General features: G+C 72.8%; 15 protein-coding genes. 6 read left to right on the top strand and 9 right to left on the bottom strand.

Annotation, left to right across the window (positions count from 1 at the left end; genetic code table 11):
- Positions 1–87: 87 nt before the first annotated feature.
- From ACZ4IF_RS29675 to ACZ4IF_RS29685, 3 genes are read right to left on the bottom strand one after another with little or no spacing between them, the layout of a single operon-like run.
- Positions 88–1,938, bottom strand: coding sequence for a GMC family oxidoreductase (locus ACZ4IF_RS29675; protein WP_467568213.1), 1,851 nt, complete (start codon positions 1,936–1,938; stop codon positions 88–90).
- Positions 1,935–3,317 carry a hypothetical protein gene (locus ACZ4IF_RS29680; RefSeq protein WP_467568215.1) on the bottom strand — a complete coding sequence of 461 codons (1,383 nt, stop codon included), beginning with the start codon at positions 3,315–3,317 and terminating at the stop codon, positions 1,935–1,937. Before ACZ4IF_RS29680 ends, ACZ4IF_RS29675 begins: the two co-directional genes overlap by 4 nt.
- Positions 3,314–4,000 (bottom strand): FadR/GntR family transcriptional regulator, encoded by a 687-nt coding sequence (locus ACZ4IF_RS29685; RefSeq protein WP_467568217.1) that lies wholly within the window; start codon positions 3,998–4,000, stop codon positions 3,314–3,316. Before ACZ4IF_RS29685 ends, ACZ4IF_RS29680 begins: the two co-directional genes overlap by 4 nt.
- A gap of 325 nt (positions 4,001–4,325) precedes the next feature.
- Between ACZ4IF_RS29685 and ACZ4IF_RS29690 the strand changes: the two genes are divergently transcribed.
- Positions 4,326–5,495, top strand: a complete 1,170-nt coding sequence (locus ACZ4IF_RS29690; RefSeq protein WP_467568565.1) for a glycoside hydrolase family 64 protein — start codon at positions 4,326–4,328, stop codon at positions 5,493–5,495.
- 48 nt (positions 5,496–5,543) lie between these two features.
- Here the strand turns inward: ACZ4IF_RS29690 and ACZ4IF_RS29695 are convergent, their stop codons facing one another.
- Both ACZ4IF_RS29695 and ACZ4IF_RS29700 read right to left on the bottom strand, forming a co-directional pair.
- Positions 5,544–6,671 (bottom strand): sulfite oxidase, encoded by a 1,128-nt coding sequence (locus ACZ4IF_RS29695; RefSeq protein WP_467568219.1) that lies wholly within the window; start codon positions 6,669–6,671, stop codon positions 5,544–5,546.
- 97 nt (positions 6,672–6,768) lie between these two features.
- Positions 6,769–7,428, bottom strand: coding sequence for a TetR family transcriptional regulator (locus ACZ4IF_RS29700; RefSeq protein ID WP_467568221.1), 660 nt, complete (start codon positions 7,426–7,428; stop codon positions 6,769–6,771).
- A 116-nt stretch (positions 7,429–7,544) separates the two neighbouring features.
- Between ACZ4IF_RS29700 and ACZ4IF_RS29705 the strand changes: the two genes are divergently transcribed.
- Positions 7,545–8,108, top strand: a complete 564-nt coding sequence (locus ACZ4IF_RS29705; protein WP_345657107.1) for an NADPH-dependent FMN reductase — start codon at positions 7,545–7,547, stop codon at positions 8,106–8,108.
- A 127-nt stretch (positions 8,109–8,235) separates the two neighbouring features.
- Positions 8,236–8,913, top strand: a complete 678-nt coding sequence (locus tag ACZ4IF_RS29710; RefSeq protein ID WP_460385828.1) for an AIM24 family protein — start codon at positions 8,236–8,238, stop codon at positions 8,911–8,913.
- Positions 8,914–8,991: 78 nt separating this feature from the next.
- Here the strand turns inward: ACZ4IF_RS29710 and ACZ4IF_RS29715 are convergent, their stop codons facing one another.
- The 3 genes from ACZ4IF_RS29715 to ACZ4IF_RS29725 all read right to left on the bottom strand — a co-directional run bounded on the left by ACZ4IF_RS29715 (position 8,992) and on the right by ACZ4IF_RS29725 (position 13,199).
- Positions 8,992–10,767: a M4 family metallopeptidase gene (locus ACZ4IF_RS29715; RefSeq protein WP_467568225.1), complete on the bottom strand. Its 1,776-nt coding sequence runs from the start codon at positions 10,765–10,767 to the stop codon at positions 8,992–8,994.
- Between the two features lie 339 nt (positions 10,768–11,106).
- Complete coding sequence (locus tag ACZ4IF_RS29720; RefSeq protein WP_467568227.1) at positions 11,107–12,156, bottom strand: polyprenyl synthetase family protein; 1,050 nt, start codon at positions 12,154–12,156, stop codon at positions 11,107–11,109.
- On the bottom strand, positions 12,153–13,199 hold the full coding sequence (locus ACZ4IF_RS29725) for a tetratricopeptide repeat protein (protein WP_467568229.1): 1,047 nt from the start codon (positions 13,197–13,199) through the stop codon (positions 12,153–12,155). The genes ACZ4IF_RS29720 and ACZ4IF_RS29725 overlap by 4 nt, the downstream gene beginning before the upstream one ends.
- Before the next feature lie 383 nt (positions 13,200–13,582).
- On the opposite strand from ACZ4IF_RS29725, the gene ACZ4IF_RS29730 reads away from it, so the two are divergent.
- Positions 13,583–14,470 (top strand): aminoglycoside phosphotransferase family protein, encoded by an 888-nt coding sequence (locus ACZ4IF_RS29730; RefSeq protein WP_467568231.1) that lies wholly within the window; start codon positions 13,583–13,585, stop codon positions 14,468–14,470.
- A 57-nt stretch (positions 14,471–14,527) separates the two neighbouring features.
- Here ACZ4IF_RS29730 and ACZ4IF_RS29735 read toward each other — a convergent pair whose 3' ends face one another.
- A complete protein-coding gene (locus ACZ4IF_RS29735) occupies positions 14,528–15,370 on the bottom strand; it encodes a helix-turn-helix transcriptional regulator (RefSeq protein WP_467568233.1) in 843 nt (280 codons plus the stop codon).
- A 101-nt stretch (positions 15,371–15,471) separates the two neighbouring features.
- Here ACZ4IF_RS29735 and ACZ4IF_RS29740 point away from each other — a divergent pair, with 101 nt between their 5' ends.
- Positions 15,472–16,179: an SDR family NAD(P)-dependent oxidoreductase gene (locus tag ACZ4IF_RS29740; RefSeq protein ID WP_467568235.1), complete on the top strand. Its 708-nt coding sequence runs from the start codon at positions 15,472–15,474 to the stop codon at positions 16,177–16,179.
- Positions 16,180–16,315: 136 nt separating this feature from the next.
- On the top strand, positions 16,316–16,945 hold the full coding sequence (locus ACZ4IF_RS29745; protein WP_467568237.1) for an alpha-ketoglutarate-dependent dioxygenase AlkB: 630 nt from the start codon (positions 16,316–16,318) through the stop codon (positions 16,943–16,945).
- The last annotated feature ends 36 nt before the right edge of the window (positions 16,946–16,981 follow it).

A 16,981-nucleotide genomic window follows, 5' to 3' on the forward strand; every position in this document is an offset into this window, starting at 1 on the left:
TCGTCCTCTGGCCGCGGTACGGGACTCCCCCATGCTCGGCGCCCGGCCCGGTGTCCGCGAACCGCGTGACCCATTCGGGGTGGTGGATCAGCCCGCGCCGCCGCCCGCTTCCCGTTCGAGCCAGGTCTCCGCGATCGCCAGTGCGACCGCCATGATGCTCAGCTGCGGGTTGACCTCGGGGCAGCCGGGCAGGACGGAACCGTCCGCGACGAGGACTCCGTGGACGCCGCGGAGTCTGCCCTCGGGGTCCGTGGGCGCGAGCCGGGGATCGGCACCGGCGGCGGCGGTACCGGTCGGGTGGAACGCGGAGAGGTGCAGGTCGCGGGCGCCGACGCTGGTGAGGAGCTGGTCGAGCTCGCCGGCGGAGCGGGCCCGCGGGGCGCTCGCGACACCGGTGAGGACCTCCTCGGCCCCCGCCGCGAACAGCAGGCGGCCCATCGCGCGGACGGCCGTCATCAGCCGCTCGCCGTCGCGGGGGTCGAGGTCGTAGCTCACCAGGGTGCGGTCGCGGCCACGGACCCGGCCGGAGGGGCGGTCGGCGATCATGGCCCCGAGGGTCGCGAGCCGCTCCGAGTCCTCCAGTTCGCCTCGCAGCTCGCGGCCCAGGCCGGGGAGGACGAAGCTGCCCATCCCGGGAGGGCTGGCCGTGGCCTCGATGAGGATCCCGCGGTCGTGCAGTTCCTCGACGCCCGCGCTCTGCAGCACGCCCCGCCAGGCGGTGACCGGCTGCGCGAAGCGCCCGGCGACGCTGGTGGCCGGGTGCACGCTGAGGTTCCGGCCCAGGCGCGGGTGCCCGCCGAGTCCGGAACGGCGCAGCAGGGGCGGTGTCTGGAGCGCGCCGGCCGCGGTGACGACCAGCGGGCTCAGGATCTCCAGCTCGCTGCCGTCGGGCCGCCGCACCCGCACGCCGGCGGCGCGCGGTGCTCCCGGACGGTCGTGGTCCAGCAGGATGCGGCGGACCCGTGCGCCCGTGACGATACGGGCGCCGGCGGCGCACGCGTCGGGCAGGACCGACAGCTGCACGCTCTGCTTGGCGCCGGTGGGACAGCCGACCACGCACTGGCACGAGCCCTTGCAGCCGGGCGCGTTGCGCCGCAGCGCGCCGGCCCGCCAGCCGAGCCGCTCGGCGCCCGCGAGGGCCAGCAGGCCGTTGTTGCCGAGCACGTCGAGCGGCTGGGTGGCCACGCGCAGGGTGCGCTCGACCTCGTCGAGTCGGGGCGGGAGGCCCTCGGCGAGCGCGAATCCGAACCGCCGGCTCCAGCGCGTGAGCACACGGTCCGGAGTGCGGTAGCAGGTGCCGGAGTTGACCACCGTGGTGCCGCCGACCGCGCGGCCGACCGGCAGCAGGAGGGGCGGCCGGCCCAGGGCGAGCGTGGCGCCTCCGTCGCGGTACAGCTCGGTGAAGCGGTCGAGCGGGGCCCGGCGGCCGAAGGAGGCGGTCGAGTGGTGCTCGCCCTCCTCCAGGACGACGACGCTCAGGCCGGCGCGTGCGAACGTCCGCGCGGCCACCGCACCGCCCGCGCCGGACCCGACGACCACGACGTCGGCGGTGGAGCGCGTGGGCCAGTCCCGCGCCGGGGTGCAGTCGAGGGGCGGGTCCTCGGGCGCCGGCGTGGGTGCGGGCAGGGCCGGCATCCGTTCGGTGCCGGCGGCGAGCATGACCGGCACCTTGAGGACGTCGAGCAGCGGGGCGAGCCCGGGACGCGCGGCGAGCGAGCGGAGCAGGCTCTCGCGTTCGTCGGCGCCGAGCGCGGCCAGTCGCCGGCCGGCGCGCAGGACGGCGTACGCGTCCAGGGCGACGACCGCGGTGTGCACTCCGGCCCGCGCGGGCAGGGGCAGCGTGGCGAGCACCGAGTCGAGCCGGTCCGGCACGCGGGTGGGCCACTCCTCGTCGCCGGTGTCCGCGAGCAGCGCGGCGACGAAGCCGGCGGCGGTCACCGGTCGCCCGCTTCGGCGTGCGCGGTGCGGTCCAGGACCCAGGAGGCCTCCGGGCGCCAGCGGCCCCACCAGCGTTCCAGCACGACACGGGCGTCGGCGGTCTCGCTGTTGCGGCACACCGCGCGGGCGCCGTCCGGGTCGCGGTACTCCAGGACGAGGGTCCGCTCGGCGGGCTGGTCGACCTCGACGCGGATGCGGCGCAGGGCGGTCCGGCCGGTCACCGTCCATCGCGGCAGACCGAATCGGGCGCGGAACCGGCCGATGCCGAGCCACCCGACGGCCGACCGTTCCGCCCTGCGCGGCCAGGTCCGGCCCCGGTGGCGCAGGCGCAGGAAGACCAGGGGCGGCAGCCGCCGCAGCCCCGGACGGGTGGACACCGCGGCGACCAGTTCGAGGACATCGCCGTCGCCGAGGTCCGCGTGCAGCCAGGTCCAGCGCTGGGCGTTGCCGTGGCCGTAGATGCGGGCCGAGGCGCCGGGCGCGCCGCGCAGGGTCAACGTCCTCTCGCCGTAGGCGAATTCTCCGTCGTAGGCGGCACGTGCGGCCGGAAGCATCTGTGCCGCGGGCAGCAGCGGACGGCGCCAGGCCCAGCGCGGGAAGGTGAACAGCGGTGGTTCCTGCGGGCGTTCGGTCAGTTTCCAGTGGAAGTCGTCCACGCTGCCGGTCAGGTGCCCGGCGGCGACGGTGACGTCGTCGCTCGTGAATCCGTGCTCCGGCCGGGTCCAGGGGACGGGTCCGAAGCGGGCGTGCCGCACCTCGCCCTCGCGGGGGAAGGCCGCGACCCAGCCGTGGGCCGTCGGTTCGGATCCGTCGGCGGGCGCGGTCAGTTCGTGGTGCAGCCAGATACCGGTGCCGGTCGCCGGGTCGGTCAGCGTGGTGTACCAGACCTCGGTGCGCCCGGGGGCGCCGTTCCAGCGGGGGGCGAGGAGTTCGGCCTGGGTGTCGCGGCGCGGGAAGCGGAAACTGAGGAGGAAGGGCAGCAGACCGGTGAGCAGCGGGAAGCGCAGGACGCCCGCGCCGACCCGCGTGTCGCCCTCGTACAGCGTGAACGGCAGGACGGTCATCGACGCGACCGGGCGGCGTGGGGTGACGGACTTCCAGCCGTCGAGGGTGAGGACGCGTCCGTCGGCGGTGAAGGTCAGCCGGTAGCGGATGCGCCTGCGGGCGAGCGGTGACACCTCCAGTTCGCCCTTCACCCCCGTGTCGTCGGCGAGCCCGGCGATCCGTGCCCGGCCCGTCAGACGCGCCATGGTCGTCCGGTGTGGGCGGAGCACCGTGTCGGCGTCGGCGCGCAGGTCGAGCCTGAGCCGCCGTTCGCGCGGCTCGGCGTCGAGCCGGACCGTGCCGAGCATGGTCTCGGTGAACTCGGTGGCCCTCATGCGAGACCGGCCAGCATGATCCGCTCGGTGGCACGGAGGTAGGCCTCGGCCGCCGCGTGCGCCTGCCCGGTGTCGCCCGCGGTCACCGCCGCCACCACCGGTGCGAGCCGGTCATGGGCGGTCTCCGGGTCGGTGAAGGGTCCGTTGAGGAGGGAACGGACGGGCAGATACGCGTTGAAGAGCGTGTTCGTCAGGAGGACGTAGACCCGGTTGCCGGTGGCGCGGGCGAGTGCGCGGTGCACTTCGACGTCGGCGAGCTGCACCGCGTCGGCGTCCTCGGCCTCCCGTACGGCCGTGAGGAGCGTGCGGAGTTCGGCGTGCTGTCTGCGGGTGGCCCTCGCGGCGGCCCGCCCGGCGATCAGCGCACCGACGCCGCGCCGCACCTCGAAGATCTCGTGGACCCATTTGGCGTCGTGACGCACGAGCATCGGCAGCAGATCGGCCCCGCCGAGGCGCGCGTAGTCACGCACCCGGGTGCCGACGCCGTGCCGAGTCTCCAGCAGGCCGGCCTGGACGAGACGGCCGAAGGCGTGCTTGAGCGTGGTGCGGGTGACTCCGTAGCCGTCGGCGAGCTGTCGCTCGGGGGGCAGATAACTCCCGGCCGGGTGACGGCCGTCGAGTATGTCCGTGCGCAACCGGTCTTCCAGGACGTCCACGATGGTCTCGCGGGGCAGTGCCTCCACGGTTCTCCCTAAAGCGAGTGGATGAGTGGCTGATCCACTGAACCAGTGAGTGACGGGCGAGGTCAACCCCCTGACAGTAGGGGCTCGTTGGGGCGTCCGCAGGTGAACCATCGCCGAGCACCGCCGTTCGCTCACGCGAACACCGCACGAAGCAGGGGAAGTTGGCCCGGACCAAGTGTGCGTGAATCGTTGACATGTACGCCGTGCGGAGCAATTCTGAGAGCGCTCTCACAGGAAACGGACGACGACCGTCCGCAGAAATCCACCTCGCTGAACCCCCACGTCAAGGAGGTAGAGAGTGCCCGGGAAACCCAGATGGCGCGCTCTGGCGGTGGCCGCGGCCACCCTCACGGCGTCGTTCCTCACGTTCGGGACACCGTCCCGCGCCGAGGCGGCCGTACCGGCGACCATCCCCCTGAAGATCACGAACAACTCCGGCCGCAGCGACCCGGTCTACATCTACGACCTGGGGACGCTGTTGTCGACAGGCCGGCAGGGCTGGGCCGACGCGAACGGCACCTTCCACGCCTGGCCCGCGGGCGGCAATCCGCCGACTCCCGCACCGGACGCCTCGATCGCCGGACCGGCGAACGGCCAGTCGAAGACGATCCGCATCCCCAAGTTCTCCGGCCGGCTCTACTTCTCCTACGGGCAGAAGCTCGACTTCCGGCTGACCACCGGCGGTCTCGTGCAGCCGGCCGTGCAGAACCCGAGCGACCCGAACCGCAACATCCTCTTCAACTGGTCCGAGTACACGCTCAACGACTCCGGACTGTGGATCAACAGCACCCAGGTCGACATGTTCTCGGCCCCGTACGCCGTCGGCGTCCAGGCGGGCGACGGGAGCACCAAGACCACCGGCCATCTCAAGCCCGGCGGGTACAACGGGTTCTTCAACGCGCTGCGGGCCCAGTCCGGCGGCTGGGCGGGCCTGATCCAGACCCGGTCCGACGGCACCGTCCTGCGCGCCCTCGCCCCCGGTCACGGCATCGAGGCGGGCGCACTGCCCGCGTCGGTGATGGACGACTACATCAACCGGGTCTGGCAGAAGTACAGTTCGTCCACGTTGACGGTGACGCCGTTCACCGACCAGCCCGGCACGAAGTACTTCGGCCGTGTCTCGGGTGGCGTCATGAACTTCACGAACGGCTCCGGCGCCGTCGTCACCAGCTTCCAGAAGCCGGACTCCGACAGCGTCTTCGGCTGCTACAAGCGGCTCGACGCACCCAACGACCTGGTGCGCGGGCCGATTTCCCGCACGCTGTGCGCGGGATTCAACCGCTCCACCCTGCTGGCCAATCCCAACCAGCCCGACACGAGTTCGGCGGGCTTCTACCAGGACGGGGTGACCAACCACTACGCACGCGCCGTCCATGCGCAGATGGCCGACGGCAAGGCGTACGCGTTCGCGTTCGACGACGTCGGCAACCACGAGTCGCTCGTCCATGACGGCAGTCCGCAACAGGCCTACGTCACGCTGGACCCGTTCAGCTGACGGGCGCCGCGGGTGGCCGGGAGCGCGAGGGGTCCGCCCGGCCACCCGTCAGACGTCGTCGCCTGGGTCCAGGCAGAGAACGGGGACCCGCTGGACGAGGTTGTTCGCGAAGCCGCCCCGGTTCCACGGCTGATCGAGGGGCTGGGTGTGCCCCTCGGCGTCGGTGGCCCGGGCACCGAGTACGTACTGTCCGGGTGTGGCCGTCCAGGCCAGGCGCCACGAGCGCCAGGCCCAGGGGTGACCGTCCCCCGGGCCGAGTTCGGCCGGCCGCCACGACCCTCCCCCGTCCGTACTGACCTCGACGCCGGTCACCGGCGCCCGGCCCGACCAGGCCCGGCCCTCCAGCGTGACGGGCCCCGGCCGGACCACCCGCGTCCGGGACATGAAGTCGGGGAAGCCGGGCGGGACCAGCAGTGCGCGGGGGGCGATCCGGGTGACCGGTTCGCCCTCGTCGTCGGCGCCCTGCCGCAGCCGGTAGGCCACGGCCTGCTGGAACCCGGTGAACGGCGCGTCCGCCACGGTGATGTCCCGAAGCCACTTCACATGCGCCATGCCGTACCAGCCGGGCACCACCAGGCGCACCGGATGCCCGTGCTGCGGGGGCAGCGGGCCGCCGTTCATCGCGTACGCCACGAGGACCTCGGGCGCGTCGCCGAGGGCCACGTCCAGCGGCAGCGCACGCCGGTAGTCCTGCTCGATCCCGCGCTCGACGCCGTGGTCGGCACCGGTGAACACCACGTCCACCGCGCCGGGTTCGACCCCGGCCTCGGCGAGCAGCATCCGCAGCGGCACACCGGTCCACTCGGCCGTGCCGACCGCCTCCACGAGCCACGGCTGGCTCACCGGCCGCGGGGTCAGCAGGGCCCGACCGTTGCCCGCGCACTCCAGGGTCACCCGGCTCGTCACGGCGGGGTACTTCCTGAGCGCGTCGATCCCCAGCCGCAAGGGCCTGCGCACCCGCCCGCCGATCGCCAGCTCCCACGCGTCCTGGTCCGCGTACGGGATGTCGTAGTGGGTCAGCACGTAGTGCAGGCCCGGTGGCGTCACGTCGTACCTCAGGGCCTCCAGCGGGATCCCGTGATTGCGGGCGGCGAGCGCCAGTTCCTCCCGGCTGATGCCCTCGTCGGGACCGGCCAGCCGTGCGGGTGCGCTCACATCGTCGAGGCGGTGCGCCATGACGGCATTGTCCGCCCGGGCGGCGAGCGGGCGCCAGACGGAGGGCGGCCCCGGGTCGACGGCGCCCCCGGGCACGAAGTCGGGTGCCGGACCGACGCTAGGCGGCCGGCGGTCCGACCGTCCGGTCCACCAGGTCGTGCCAGCCGGACTCCAGGCGCTCCAGCGGCATGCCGCGCTGGCGGGTCAGGTGGTGGACGAGGGCCGGTTCCAGGTACCCCATGAGGGTCTGGGCGTGCAGTTCGATGTCCGCGGCCGGTTCGGCCTGGCGCAGCAGCATGCACACGTGCATGAAGCGGACGCGGTAGGGCGCGGAGCTGAAGCGCCGGGAGGGGCTGGGTTCGGCGGCGAGATACAGGTCGAGCTGGTCGGAGGTCAGGCGCAGCGCGCGACAGCCGAAGGCGTGCAGCCGCTCCAGGGGCGACGCTCCGGGGCCGAGCGGTGCCGGACCGCTGATGAAGGCCGTCTGGAACTGCTGCTCGGTGTGGTCGAGCAGCGCCGTCAGCAGCCCGGTGCGGTCGCCGAAGCGCCGGAAGACGGTCCCCTTCCCCACCTCCGCCGCGGCGGCGACGGCCTCCATCGTCACATTGGCCACTCCGTGCCGCTCCACCAGGCGCGCGGCGGCCTCCAGCAGACGGGCCCGGTTGCGCGCGGCGTCGGCGCGCAGCTGCGGGGCCTCGGCAGGAGTGGCGAACTCCATCAGGACGGGTTCGGCGGAGGGGTCCTGCGACTTCGGGAACTCCGGAAGAGGGGTGGACATGCACCCAGCGTAGCCGCACCCGGGGACAACTGGACTGCGGTCCGGTTAAGTGGTACACCTTTAAACGGACCTCGGTCCGTTTTATTACGGCAATGTTTCAGCTTCGGGAGAACACCATGTCCGTACGCATCCTCGCGCTCGTCGGCAGCCTGCGCGCCGGGTCCCACAACCGCCAGCTCGCCGAGGCGGCCGTCCGGCTCGCCCCGGAAGGCGCCGAGGTCGAGCTGTTCGAGGGACTGGCCGAGATCCCCTTCTACAACGAGGACATCGACGTCGAGGGCGCCGTCCCCGCCGCCGCCACCCGGCTGCGTGAGGCCGCCGGCAGCGCCGACGCCTTCCTCCTCTTCTCGCCCGAGTACAACGGCACGATCCCGGCCGTGCTCAAGAACGCCATCGACTGGCTGTCCCGCCCGTACGGCGCCGGCGCATTCGGCGGCAAGCCGGTCGCCGTGGTCGGCACCGCGTTCGGCCAGTTCGGCGGGGTCTGGGCGCAGGACGAGGCCCGCAAGGCCGTCGGCATCGCGGGCGGCACCGTCCTGGAGGACGTGAAGCTCTCCATCCCCGGCTCCGTGACCCGCTTCGCGGACACCCACCCCGCCGACGACAGCGAGGTCGCCGAGCAGCTGACCGAGGTCGTCCACCGCCTGCACAGCAAGGTCGGCACGGCCAACGCCGCCTGACCGGCTCCCCTGAGGGCCGGCCCGGTTCACCCGGGCCGGCCCTTCCGCGTGTCACAGGACTGACCCCGTGTGTCCCAACTCGGAACGATCTTGGCGGAACGTGTCGCTCCGGGGCCAGGATGCCCGCATGAAGGGTGACCTCTTTTCCAGTGACCACATGGTGCAGCCCGCCGTCACGGCCGGCATGACCATCCAGAACGCCAAGTCGATCAGGTACGCCGTCAACGGCGAGATGCTCGCGCGCCAGGGCGCGATGATCGCCTACCGGGGCAATCTCCAGTTCGAGCGCAAGGGTCAGGGTGTGGGCGGCATGCTCAAGCGGGCGGTCACCGGGGAGGGGTTGCCGCTGATGACCGTCCGCGGACAGGGCGAGGCCTGGTTCGCTCACGAGGCGCAGAACTGTTTCATCGTCGGTATCGAGCCGGGCGACGTGTTCACCGTCAACGGACGCAACGTCCTGTGCTTCGACGCGACGTTGTCGTACGAGATCAAGACCGTGAAGGGGGCCGGCATCACCGGTGGCGGTCTGTTCAACAGCGTCTTCACCGGCCACGGCGCTCTGGGGCTGATATGCGAGGGCAACCCGCTGGTCATACCCGTCTCGCAGCATCAGCCGGTGTTCGTCGACACCGACGCCGTGGTGGGCTGGTCGGCCCACCTGCACACGTCGCTGCACCGCTCCCAGTCGATCGGCTCGATGATCCGTGGTGGTTCCGGTGAGGCCGTGCAACTGAAGCTGGAGGGCGAGGGGTTCGTCGTCGTGCGCCCCAGCGAGGCGACGCCGCCGAAGACTCAGCAGCACTGAGGCGTCGCGGTGCCCCGGCCGGGGAGATGACGAGAGGGTGCCCCGCCGGACGGCGGGGCACCCTCGTCGTGCGGTCCGTCAGTGCCCTGCGGCAGGGGTGTTGGCGGAGGTGACGTTGACGGCGGCCCAGGCCTTGTTCACCGTCCTGTACTCGGTGCTGTCGGCGCCGTACATGTCGGAGGCGGCCTTCAACGTGGCCTTCCGGGCGTCGTGGAAGTCGGTCGTGGAGACCATGTAGCGGGTCAGCGCCCGGTAGAAGATCGCGCTCGCCTTCGTCCGTCCGATGCCGGTCACCCGGGAACCGTCGTACGTCGGCGAGTCGTACGACACGCTGCCGATCGTCTTGCGGCCGCTGCCCTCGGCGAGCAGGTAGTAGGCGTGCGAGGAGACGCCGGAGCCCGCGTGGACCTCGGTGTCGAAGGCGGCGGGCGACCAGTAGTCGATCGTGCCTTCGAGCTCGTCGAGCGAGGGGTGGTCCAGCCGGCGCAGGAACTTCTGCGCGAGACCCAGCTTCTCCCCGAGGAGGTAGTTCGGCGGGTTCCTCGGGTTGTCGGTGGCGAACTCGACGTTCGAGCCGAAGATGTCGGCCAGCGACTCGTTGAGGGCGCCCGGCTCGCCGTACTGGTTGCCGTCCCGGTCGACGCGGGTCGGTTCGAGGCCGGCGGTGGCGTCGACGACGCCGTGGGTCAGCTCGTGACCCGTGACGTCCAGGACGACCAGCGGCTTCTTGAACATGTCGCCGTCACCGTCGCCGTACAGCATGCAGCCGCAGACCGAGTCCCAGAAGGCGTTGCCGACCTTGTTCCCGAAGTGGACCATTCCGCGGGCACCGGCGCTGTTGTTCTTGATGCCCTTGCGGCCGAAGGTCTTCTTGTAGAAGTCCAGGGTCTTGGTGATGCCGTACTGGGCGTCGACCGCGGCGGTGGCACGACCGGAAGTGGTCCCGGTCCCCCACTTGTTGTCACCGTCGGTGAACTTCTTGCCGCGGGAGAAGTTCTCCAGCTCCTGGCCCCTGGCGTCCCGCGTCTCGGTGTTCCACCGGGTCGGGTCCTTGAGCAGGAAGCTGGTCCGCGCGGTCTGCGTCGTCTTCAGCGCCACCTTGCCGGCGAACAGGGACGAACCGGTGCCGTTGGCGGTGGCCGGGTAGTGGGCGGCACCCGTCGCGCCGACGAGAGCGGCCGGCGCCCCGGCCGTACCGGTCTGCGGGGTCGCGTGCTCGCCGCGCCTGCGCAGGGTGTCCGCCAGGGACGGCGAGATGAACTCGTCGTTGTCGGGGACGTTGCTGCGTATCCGGCCGGTCCCGGCGTCCACGACGACCGTGCGGGAGCCGCCGGCCTCGGTGGTGTCGCTGTCCGTCACCCGCACCTGGTAGGCGAGGGCCGAGGCTCCTTCACGGGCGTCCAGGACGAGTTCGGCGGTGCCCGCGTCGCCCTTGGCCGCGGTGGCCGCCTTCTGCTGCGCCTGCTCGGGCGTGAGCTTCGCCTCGGTCGTGGCCGGATCGACCGTGTGGTCGGCGGCCCGCGTCACGCCGAGGTAGCCGGACGCCTTGTCGAGGTGCACGACCAGGTCGCCACCGAGCACCGGCAGGCCCTGGTGGGTACGGACGAAGCGGACGTGCTGCTTGCCGTCCGGGTCCGTCATGACGTCCTTGGCGCGCAGGGTGTCGCCCCCGGCGACACCGGTGGCCGAGGCATGGGCGAACGCGGCGGCGCGGGCGGCGTCCACCGGCGACGAGTCCGAAGCCGCCGCACGGGCGGGCGAGTCGGGCGCCGCGAAGACGGGGCCCGCCGGAAGCGTGGCGGCCGTCGTCACCGCGACGGCGATCGCCACGCGGCGTATGTGGGGTCTACGCACTGAGTTCCTTCGTACAGGGATGGCCGGGGTCGCCGACCACCGTGGGACACGGCGCTGTAGGGCGCCGCGGGGGCTGGTCGGGCCCCGAGTCCACACCCTCACCGATCTGCCATGTACATGTAAAGGCGAAAGATCCCTTTTATTGCTTCTGGGGGAATCTCTTTACGAATGCGTTGACTTCGTGGCGACCGGTGGACGGCCAACTGCGCGTCGACCGGACAGATGTGAGAGGGAATGAGGAGGTTGCCCGGCGGGAGCCGCCGGAGCGCACATGTGACCGATGTCGCAGCACCGTCGGCGCGAAGCCGACGAACCGACGGGGCCGACGGCTCGCCGACGTCAGACCGTGCGGTCCGCGAGAGAGGACACCAGCGTGCGCAGCCGGCCCGCGGCCTGCGGGGCGAGCGTCGCACCGGCCAGGAGCTCCTCCGCCGAGGCGAGATGACGGCGGGCCTCGCGCTCGGCCGCGGCGCGCCCGCCGGCCCGCTCCACGAGGGCCGCCGCACGGCGCACCCCCACGTCGTCGAGAGCGGGCTCCGCGGCGAGGAGTTGCGCCAGCGCGGCGCCGCCGGGTGCCTTCAGCGCGGCGAGGACGGGAAGGGTCTTCTTCCCCTCCCGCAGATCACCGTGGACCGGTTTGCCCGTGACGACCGGATCGCCCCAGATGCCGAGCAGGTCGTCGGCGATCTGGAAGGCCACCCCGAGATGCCGGCCGACCCGATCGAGGACCGCGGCCATCTCCCCCGGTGCGCCGGCCAGTTGGGCACCGAGGGCCAGCGCGGCACCGAGCAGCGCACCGGTCTTCCCCTCGGCCATCACCTCGTACTCCGCCACACCCACCGCCCCGGGCCCCGTCCAGGGCCGTCCGGCGAACAGCAGATCGTCGGCCTGGCCCCGCACCAGGTCACCCAGTGCGGTGGTCAACCGCCGTACGGCGCAGGCGGTTCGGGCCCCGTCCGGTGCGGCTGCAAGGGTCTCCACTGCCAGCGCGAACAGCGCGTCGCCGGCGAGGACGGCGGGTCCGGTGCCGTACGCCTTCCACACCGCCGGACGGCCCCGGCGCAGCGCGTCACCGTCCATGATGTCGTCGTGGAGCAGCGAGAAGGTGTGCACGAGTTCCACCGCGATCGCACCCGGCACGCCCGCCTCGGCCGGCCCTCCGGCGGCCTCCGCACCGAGCAGCGCGAGCGCCTGCCGTACGCCCTTGCCCCGGGCGCCGGTCGCGGGGGCGCCGCCGACCTCGCAATGGCCGAGCGCGTATCCGGCCATCTCGGCCACCCAGGGGTGCAGGCTCCCGACCGCCTGCGCCAGGGCCGGGGCGACAAGCGCGCGGCTGCGGCGCAGGATCTCCGGGGCGCCGGGCGGTGACTGGAGGGCTACGGGGCTCATCGGGCCACCTCCGCCGTTGCCGCCAGGCCGAGTTCGGTTCGTGCCCGTTCGACCATCCGGCGGGCGTGCCGCAGCCCGATGTGCTCCAACACCCGGGCCAGGTCGGCGAGATCGGCGGCGGTCTCCGTGCGGTCGCGTCCGAGGCGGGCCAGGCACTTGACCAGTCCGAGCCGTGACAGGGCCCGGCCGCGCGGTTCGCTCATCGCCTCGAACTCGGCGAGCGCCTGTGCGTACACCTCACGGGCCTGCTCGTAACACCCGGCCCGGTAAAGGACGTTGCCGCGCATCTTGTGGTTGTAGGCGAGTGCGCCGGACAGCTTCATCGCGCGGCAGGACAGCTCCGCCTCGCTCAGCAGCTCCAACGCGCGGTCCGCGTCCCCGTCGCGGACGGAGACGATGTCGGCGAGACCACGCAGGGCCCAGGCATGGCCGCGCCGGTCCTCGGCCCGCGCGGCGATCTCCGCCGCCTCCTCGAACATGGCGTACGCGGTGTCGTAGGCACCCGTGTTGCGATGGATCTGCGCGATTCCCTCCAGGGCCCACACGGTGTGGCGGGCCTCGCCCCGCTTGCGGGCCTCGGCCAGCAGCTGTTCGTGCAGGGCCGTCACGGCCGCGTAGTCGCCCTGGATGCGGCCGGTCTCCGCCATTCCCGCCAGCGAGTAGCCACGTACGACGATGTCGCCCGCGCTGTCGCCGAGTTCGGCGGCGAGCCGCAGCAGCCGCCATGCCAGCGGGAACGCACCGCGCTGTCGGGCCAGCGTCCCCCCGCTCCACAGTGCCCACGCCATCGCCGCCGTGTCACCGGCCGCGCGAGCCGTTCGGTAGCTCGCCTTCCACGCCCGGTCGGCGTCCTTCACCTGCCCGAGGCGGCGGTGCGCCTCGGCGACCGCGAGGCCCGAGCGGGCCGCCTCACCCTGCTCACCCGCGCGCTCGGCCGCGCGCAGTTGCTCGGTGCCGGCCGCGAGGACGTCGGTCAGCGAGGAGTTCACGGAGAGAGTGGTCAAAGCGCCCTGGTACTCCGGGGCGAAGGCCTTGCCGTACATGATTGCCTTTCCGTCTGCCACCGGTCGGCCGCGTTCGCTCGCGGCTCGGCGGTGGCGCTGCCTGCCTGTCGGGAAGGGCGGCCGTCGTGCCACGGCGCAGCTATGCACACGATGTATACACATCATGTATACGCGCAGCGTATAGTGCGCCGGATTTTCACCCGGGAATCCCTGTCCCACCGAGTCCGACGCGCCACCCACCCGTTGCCGATCAAGACGAGAGCGGTGCCCGTGAGGTTGCCTGGGAGCGTGAGGAAGCCCCGAATCGCGTTGTGTCGGTACCCGAAGGCGGCGCAATATGGCGGGAGTTGACCTCGCCGCGGGTCCTTTGAACCGGCCCGTGGGACCCGCCGACCCCACCGAATCCAAGGAAGCAGGCGCCGATGCCCGCAGGCCCGATGCACGCCCACGAGGCGCCGCTCGACGACGCACTCGTCAGACGGCTGCTGGCCGCCCGGTTCCCGAAGTGGGCCGAACTGCCGCTGAAACGCGTCGAGTCGGCCGGGACCGTCAACGCGCTCTACCGGCTCGGCGACGACATGGTGGTCCGCCTCCCGCGCATCGCGGCGGGCGCCGACGACGTGCTGAAGGAAGGCATGTGGCTGCCGCGGCTCGCCCCGCTGCTGCCGGTTCCCGTCCCGGAGGTGCTCGCCGTGGGGCCGCCCTGCGAGGACTACCCATGGTCGTGGGGAGTGCTCCGCTGGCTCGAAGGTGAGCTTCCCGCGGTCGGCGCCCTGGACGACGCGGAGCAACTCGCCGTCGGCCTCGGCCGGTTCGTGGCCGCCCTGCGGAACGCCGGGCTGCCCGGAGGTCCGCCCGCCTACCGTGGCGGGCCACTCACCGCCGTGGACACCGAGACGCGTACCGCGATCGACGCACTGCACGGCACGGTCGACACGACGGCCGCGACGGCGGCATGGGAGGCGGCGCTGGCACAGCCGCCGTGGACGGGCCCGCCCGTGTGGGTCCACTCCGACCTCATGCCCATGAACCTGCTCGTCCACCGGGGCCGGCTCTCCGCCGTCCTCGACTTCGCCACGGCCGGCACGGGCGACCCGGCCTGCGATCTGATCCCCGCCTGGAACCTGCTGCCCGCCTCCGCGCGGCCCGCGTTCCGCGACGCGGCGGGCGCCGACGACGCCACCTGGGCACGCGGGCGCGGCTGGGCCCTGTCCATGGCTCTCGTCCAACTGCCCTACTACCGCACGACGAACCCCGTGATCGCGGCCAACGCGGAGCATGTGATCCGCGAGGTGCTCGCCGAGCTCTGAGGACCGGTCCGCGCGACACCGCGCCGTCACCCGGCCGCGGCCGGGTGACGGCGCCTCTCAGGACTCCACGAGCGACTGCGTGCCGATCACCCCGAGCAGCGCCACGCGTTCGGCGTCGTCCGTGCCGGGCTCCGCCGTGTAGACCATGATGCGCAGGTCGTCACCGGCGACGCTGAGCACGTCGCAGTCCAGCGTCAGCGGACCCACCTGCGGGTGGTCGATGGTCTTCCGCGACGCCTGGTGCCGGCCGACCACGCCCGAGTCCCAAAGTCCGGCGAACCGTTCGCTCTTCGCCCGCAGTTCCGCGATCAGCCGTGCCAGGCGCCGGTCCGCCGGGTACCGGCTCGCGGTCGCCCTCAGGTCGGCGACCAGCCCCTCCTCGAACGCGCGCCGGGCCTCGGGCGTGTAGCGGGCACGGCCGGCCGGGCCGAGGAAGGCACGCCAGACGCCGTTGCGTTCATGGCCGCGCCACCCGGAGGGGTCTCCCATCAGGGCCGCGTGCAGGGGGTTGGACAGCAGCAGCGTCCAGGCCGCGTCGTAGACCGCGACGGGAGTCCCGGCCAGCCGGTCCAGCAGACGGTGCACGCTCGGCGTGATGCGGGCGGGGACGGCGTCACGGCCCGGTGGCACGAGCCCGGCGACCCGGAAGAGGTGCTCGCGCTCGGTGCCGGACAGCCGCAGCGCCCGGCTCAGCGCCTCGACCACCTGCTCCGACGGGTTGGCGGCCCGGCCCTGTTCGAGGCGGGTGACGTAGTCCACCGAGATCCCGGCCAGCAGGGCCAGCTCCTCGCGGCGCAGCCCGGCCGCGCGCCGTTGTCCTCCCGCGGGCAGTCCCGCCGCCTGCGGCGGGACGCGGTCGCGCCACCGCCGTACCGTGCTGCCGAACTCCGTACTCGCCATGCCACCACTGTGCACCGCTTCGCGCCCGTCTTCCTGGTACTGGCGGTCCCAGGAAGACGGGACGCCTGGCTGACCGCACCGCCCCGCCGGAGCCTGGAGCCATGACTACGACACTCATCACAGGAGCGAACAAGGGTCTCGGCTTCGAGACCGCCCGCCGGCTCGTCGCCGCGGGTCACACCGTCTACGTGGGAAGCCGCGACCCGGAGCGCGGACGGCAGGCCGCCGAGGAGCTGGGCGCACGGGCCGTCGTGATCGACGTGACCGACGACGCCTCCGTCGCCGCGGCCGCGAAGGCCATCGAGGCCGACGGCGGACTGGACGTCCTGATCAACAACGCCGGCATCGAAGGACGCGGCGAGGGCAACACCGTCATCGGCGCCGCCGACGAGACGGCCGGGACCATGCGGGCCACGTTCGAGACGAACGTCTTCGGCGTGGTGCGCGTCATGCACGCGTTCCTGCCGCAGCTGCGCCGGTCCGCCGGCCCCGTCGTGGTGAACGTGAGCAGCGGCCTCGGCTCGATGGCCCTGGTCACCGATCCCGACGCCCCGGCGTACGGCTACCCGGGCATCGCGTACCCGGCGTCGAAGACCGCGGTCAACATGATCACCGCCCAGTACGCGAAGGCCTTCCCCGACATCCGGATCAACTGCGTCGAGCCCGGCTTCACCGCGACCGACCTCAACGGCAACACGGGGACGCAGACCGTCGAGCAGGGCGCCGAGATCATCGTCCGCATGGCCCGGATCGGCTCCGACGGCCCCACCGGGGGCTACTTCGACGCGTCCGGCCCGGTCCCCTGGTGAGCGGTGCGGGCGGGTGGCCGGTCCACTGAGGGCGCCGGGCCGGCCTCCCGCCCGGCGGGCGGGGCGGTAGGCCGGCCCGCCCCGCCCCGGACCCCGCGCATGGAACATATTTTCGATTACGGAGTACGCTGGCCCCATGGCCACGCATCTCCAGGGCTCGCTCTTCGACCAGACCGACGAGCTCCACCTCGGTCCGCTGGACGGACTGCGCCGCACCGTCCTCGGCGACGGGGCGTGGATCGACCTGCTGCCCGGCTGGCTCGGCGGCGCGGACGCGCTCTTCGCGCGGCTCGCCGCGGAGGTGCCCTGGCGTGCGGAGCGGCGTCAGATGTACGAGCAGGTGGTCGACGTACCGCGGCTGCTCGCCCACTACGGCGCGGACGATCCACTGCCGCACCCCGTGCTCGACGAGGCGCGGGACGCGCTGTCCGCGCACTACGCCGACGAACTGGGCGAGCGGTTCACCACGGCCGGGCTCTGCTACTACCGGGACGGCCGCGACAGCGTGGCCTGGCACGGCGACCGGATCGGCCGGGGCGCCCGCGAGGACACCATGGTGGCGATCCTGTCCGTGGGTGCCCCGCGCGACCTGCTGCTGCGGCCTCGGCACGCGCGCGGAGACACCGTGCGGCGGCCGCTCGGCCACGGCGACCTGATCGTGATGGGCGGTTCCTGCCAGCGGACCTGGGAGCACGCCGTCCCCAAGTCGGCGCGCGCCACGGGACCCCGGATCAGTGTGCAGTTCCGCCCGACCGGGGTGAGCTGAGCCCGCGGCCGGTGCGGGAGTCACGACCGGTGCGGG

The organism is Streptomyces sp. NPDC025784, assembly GCF_055558435.1.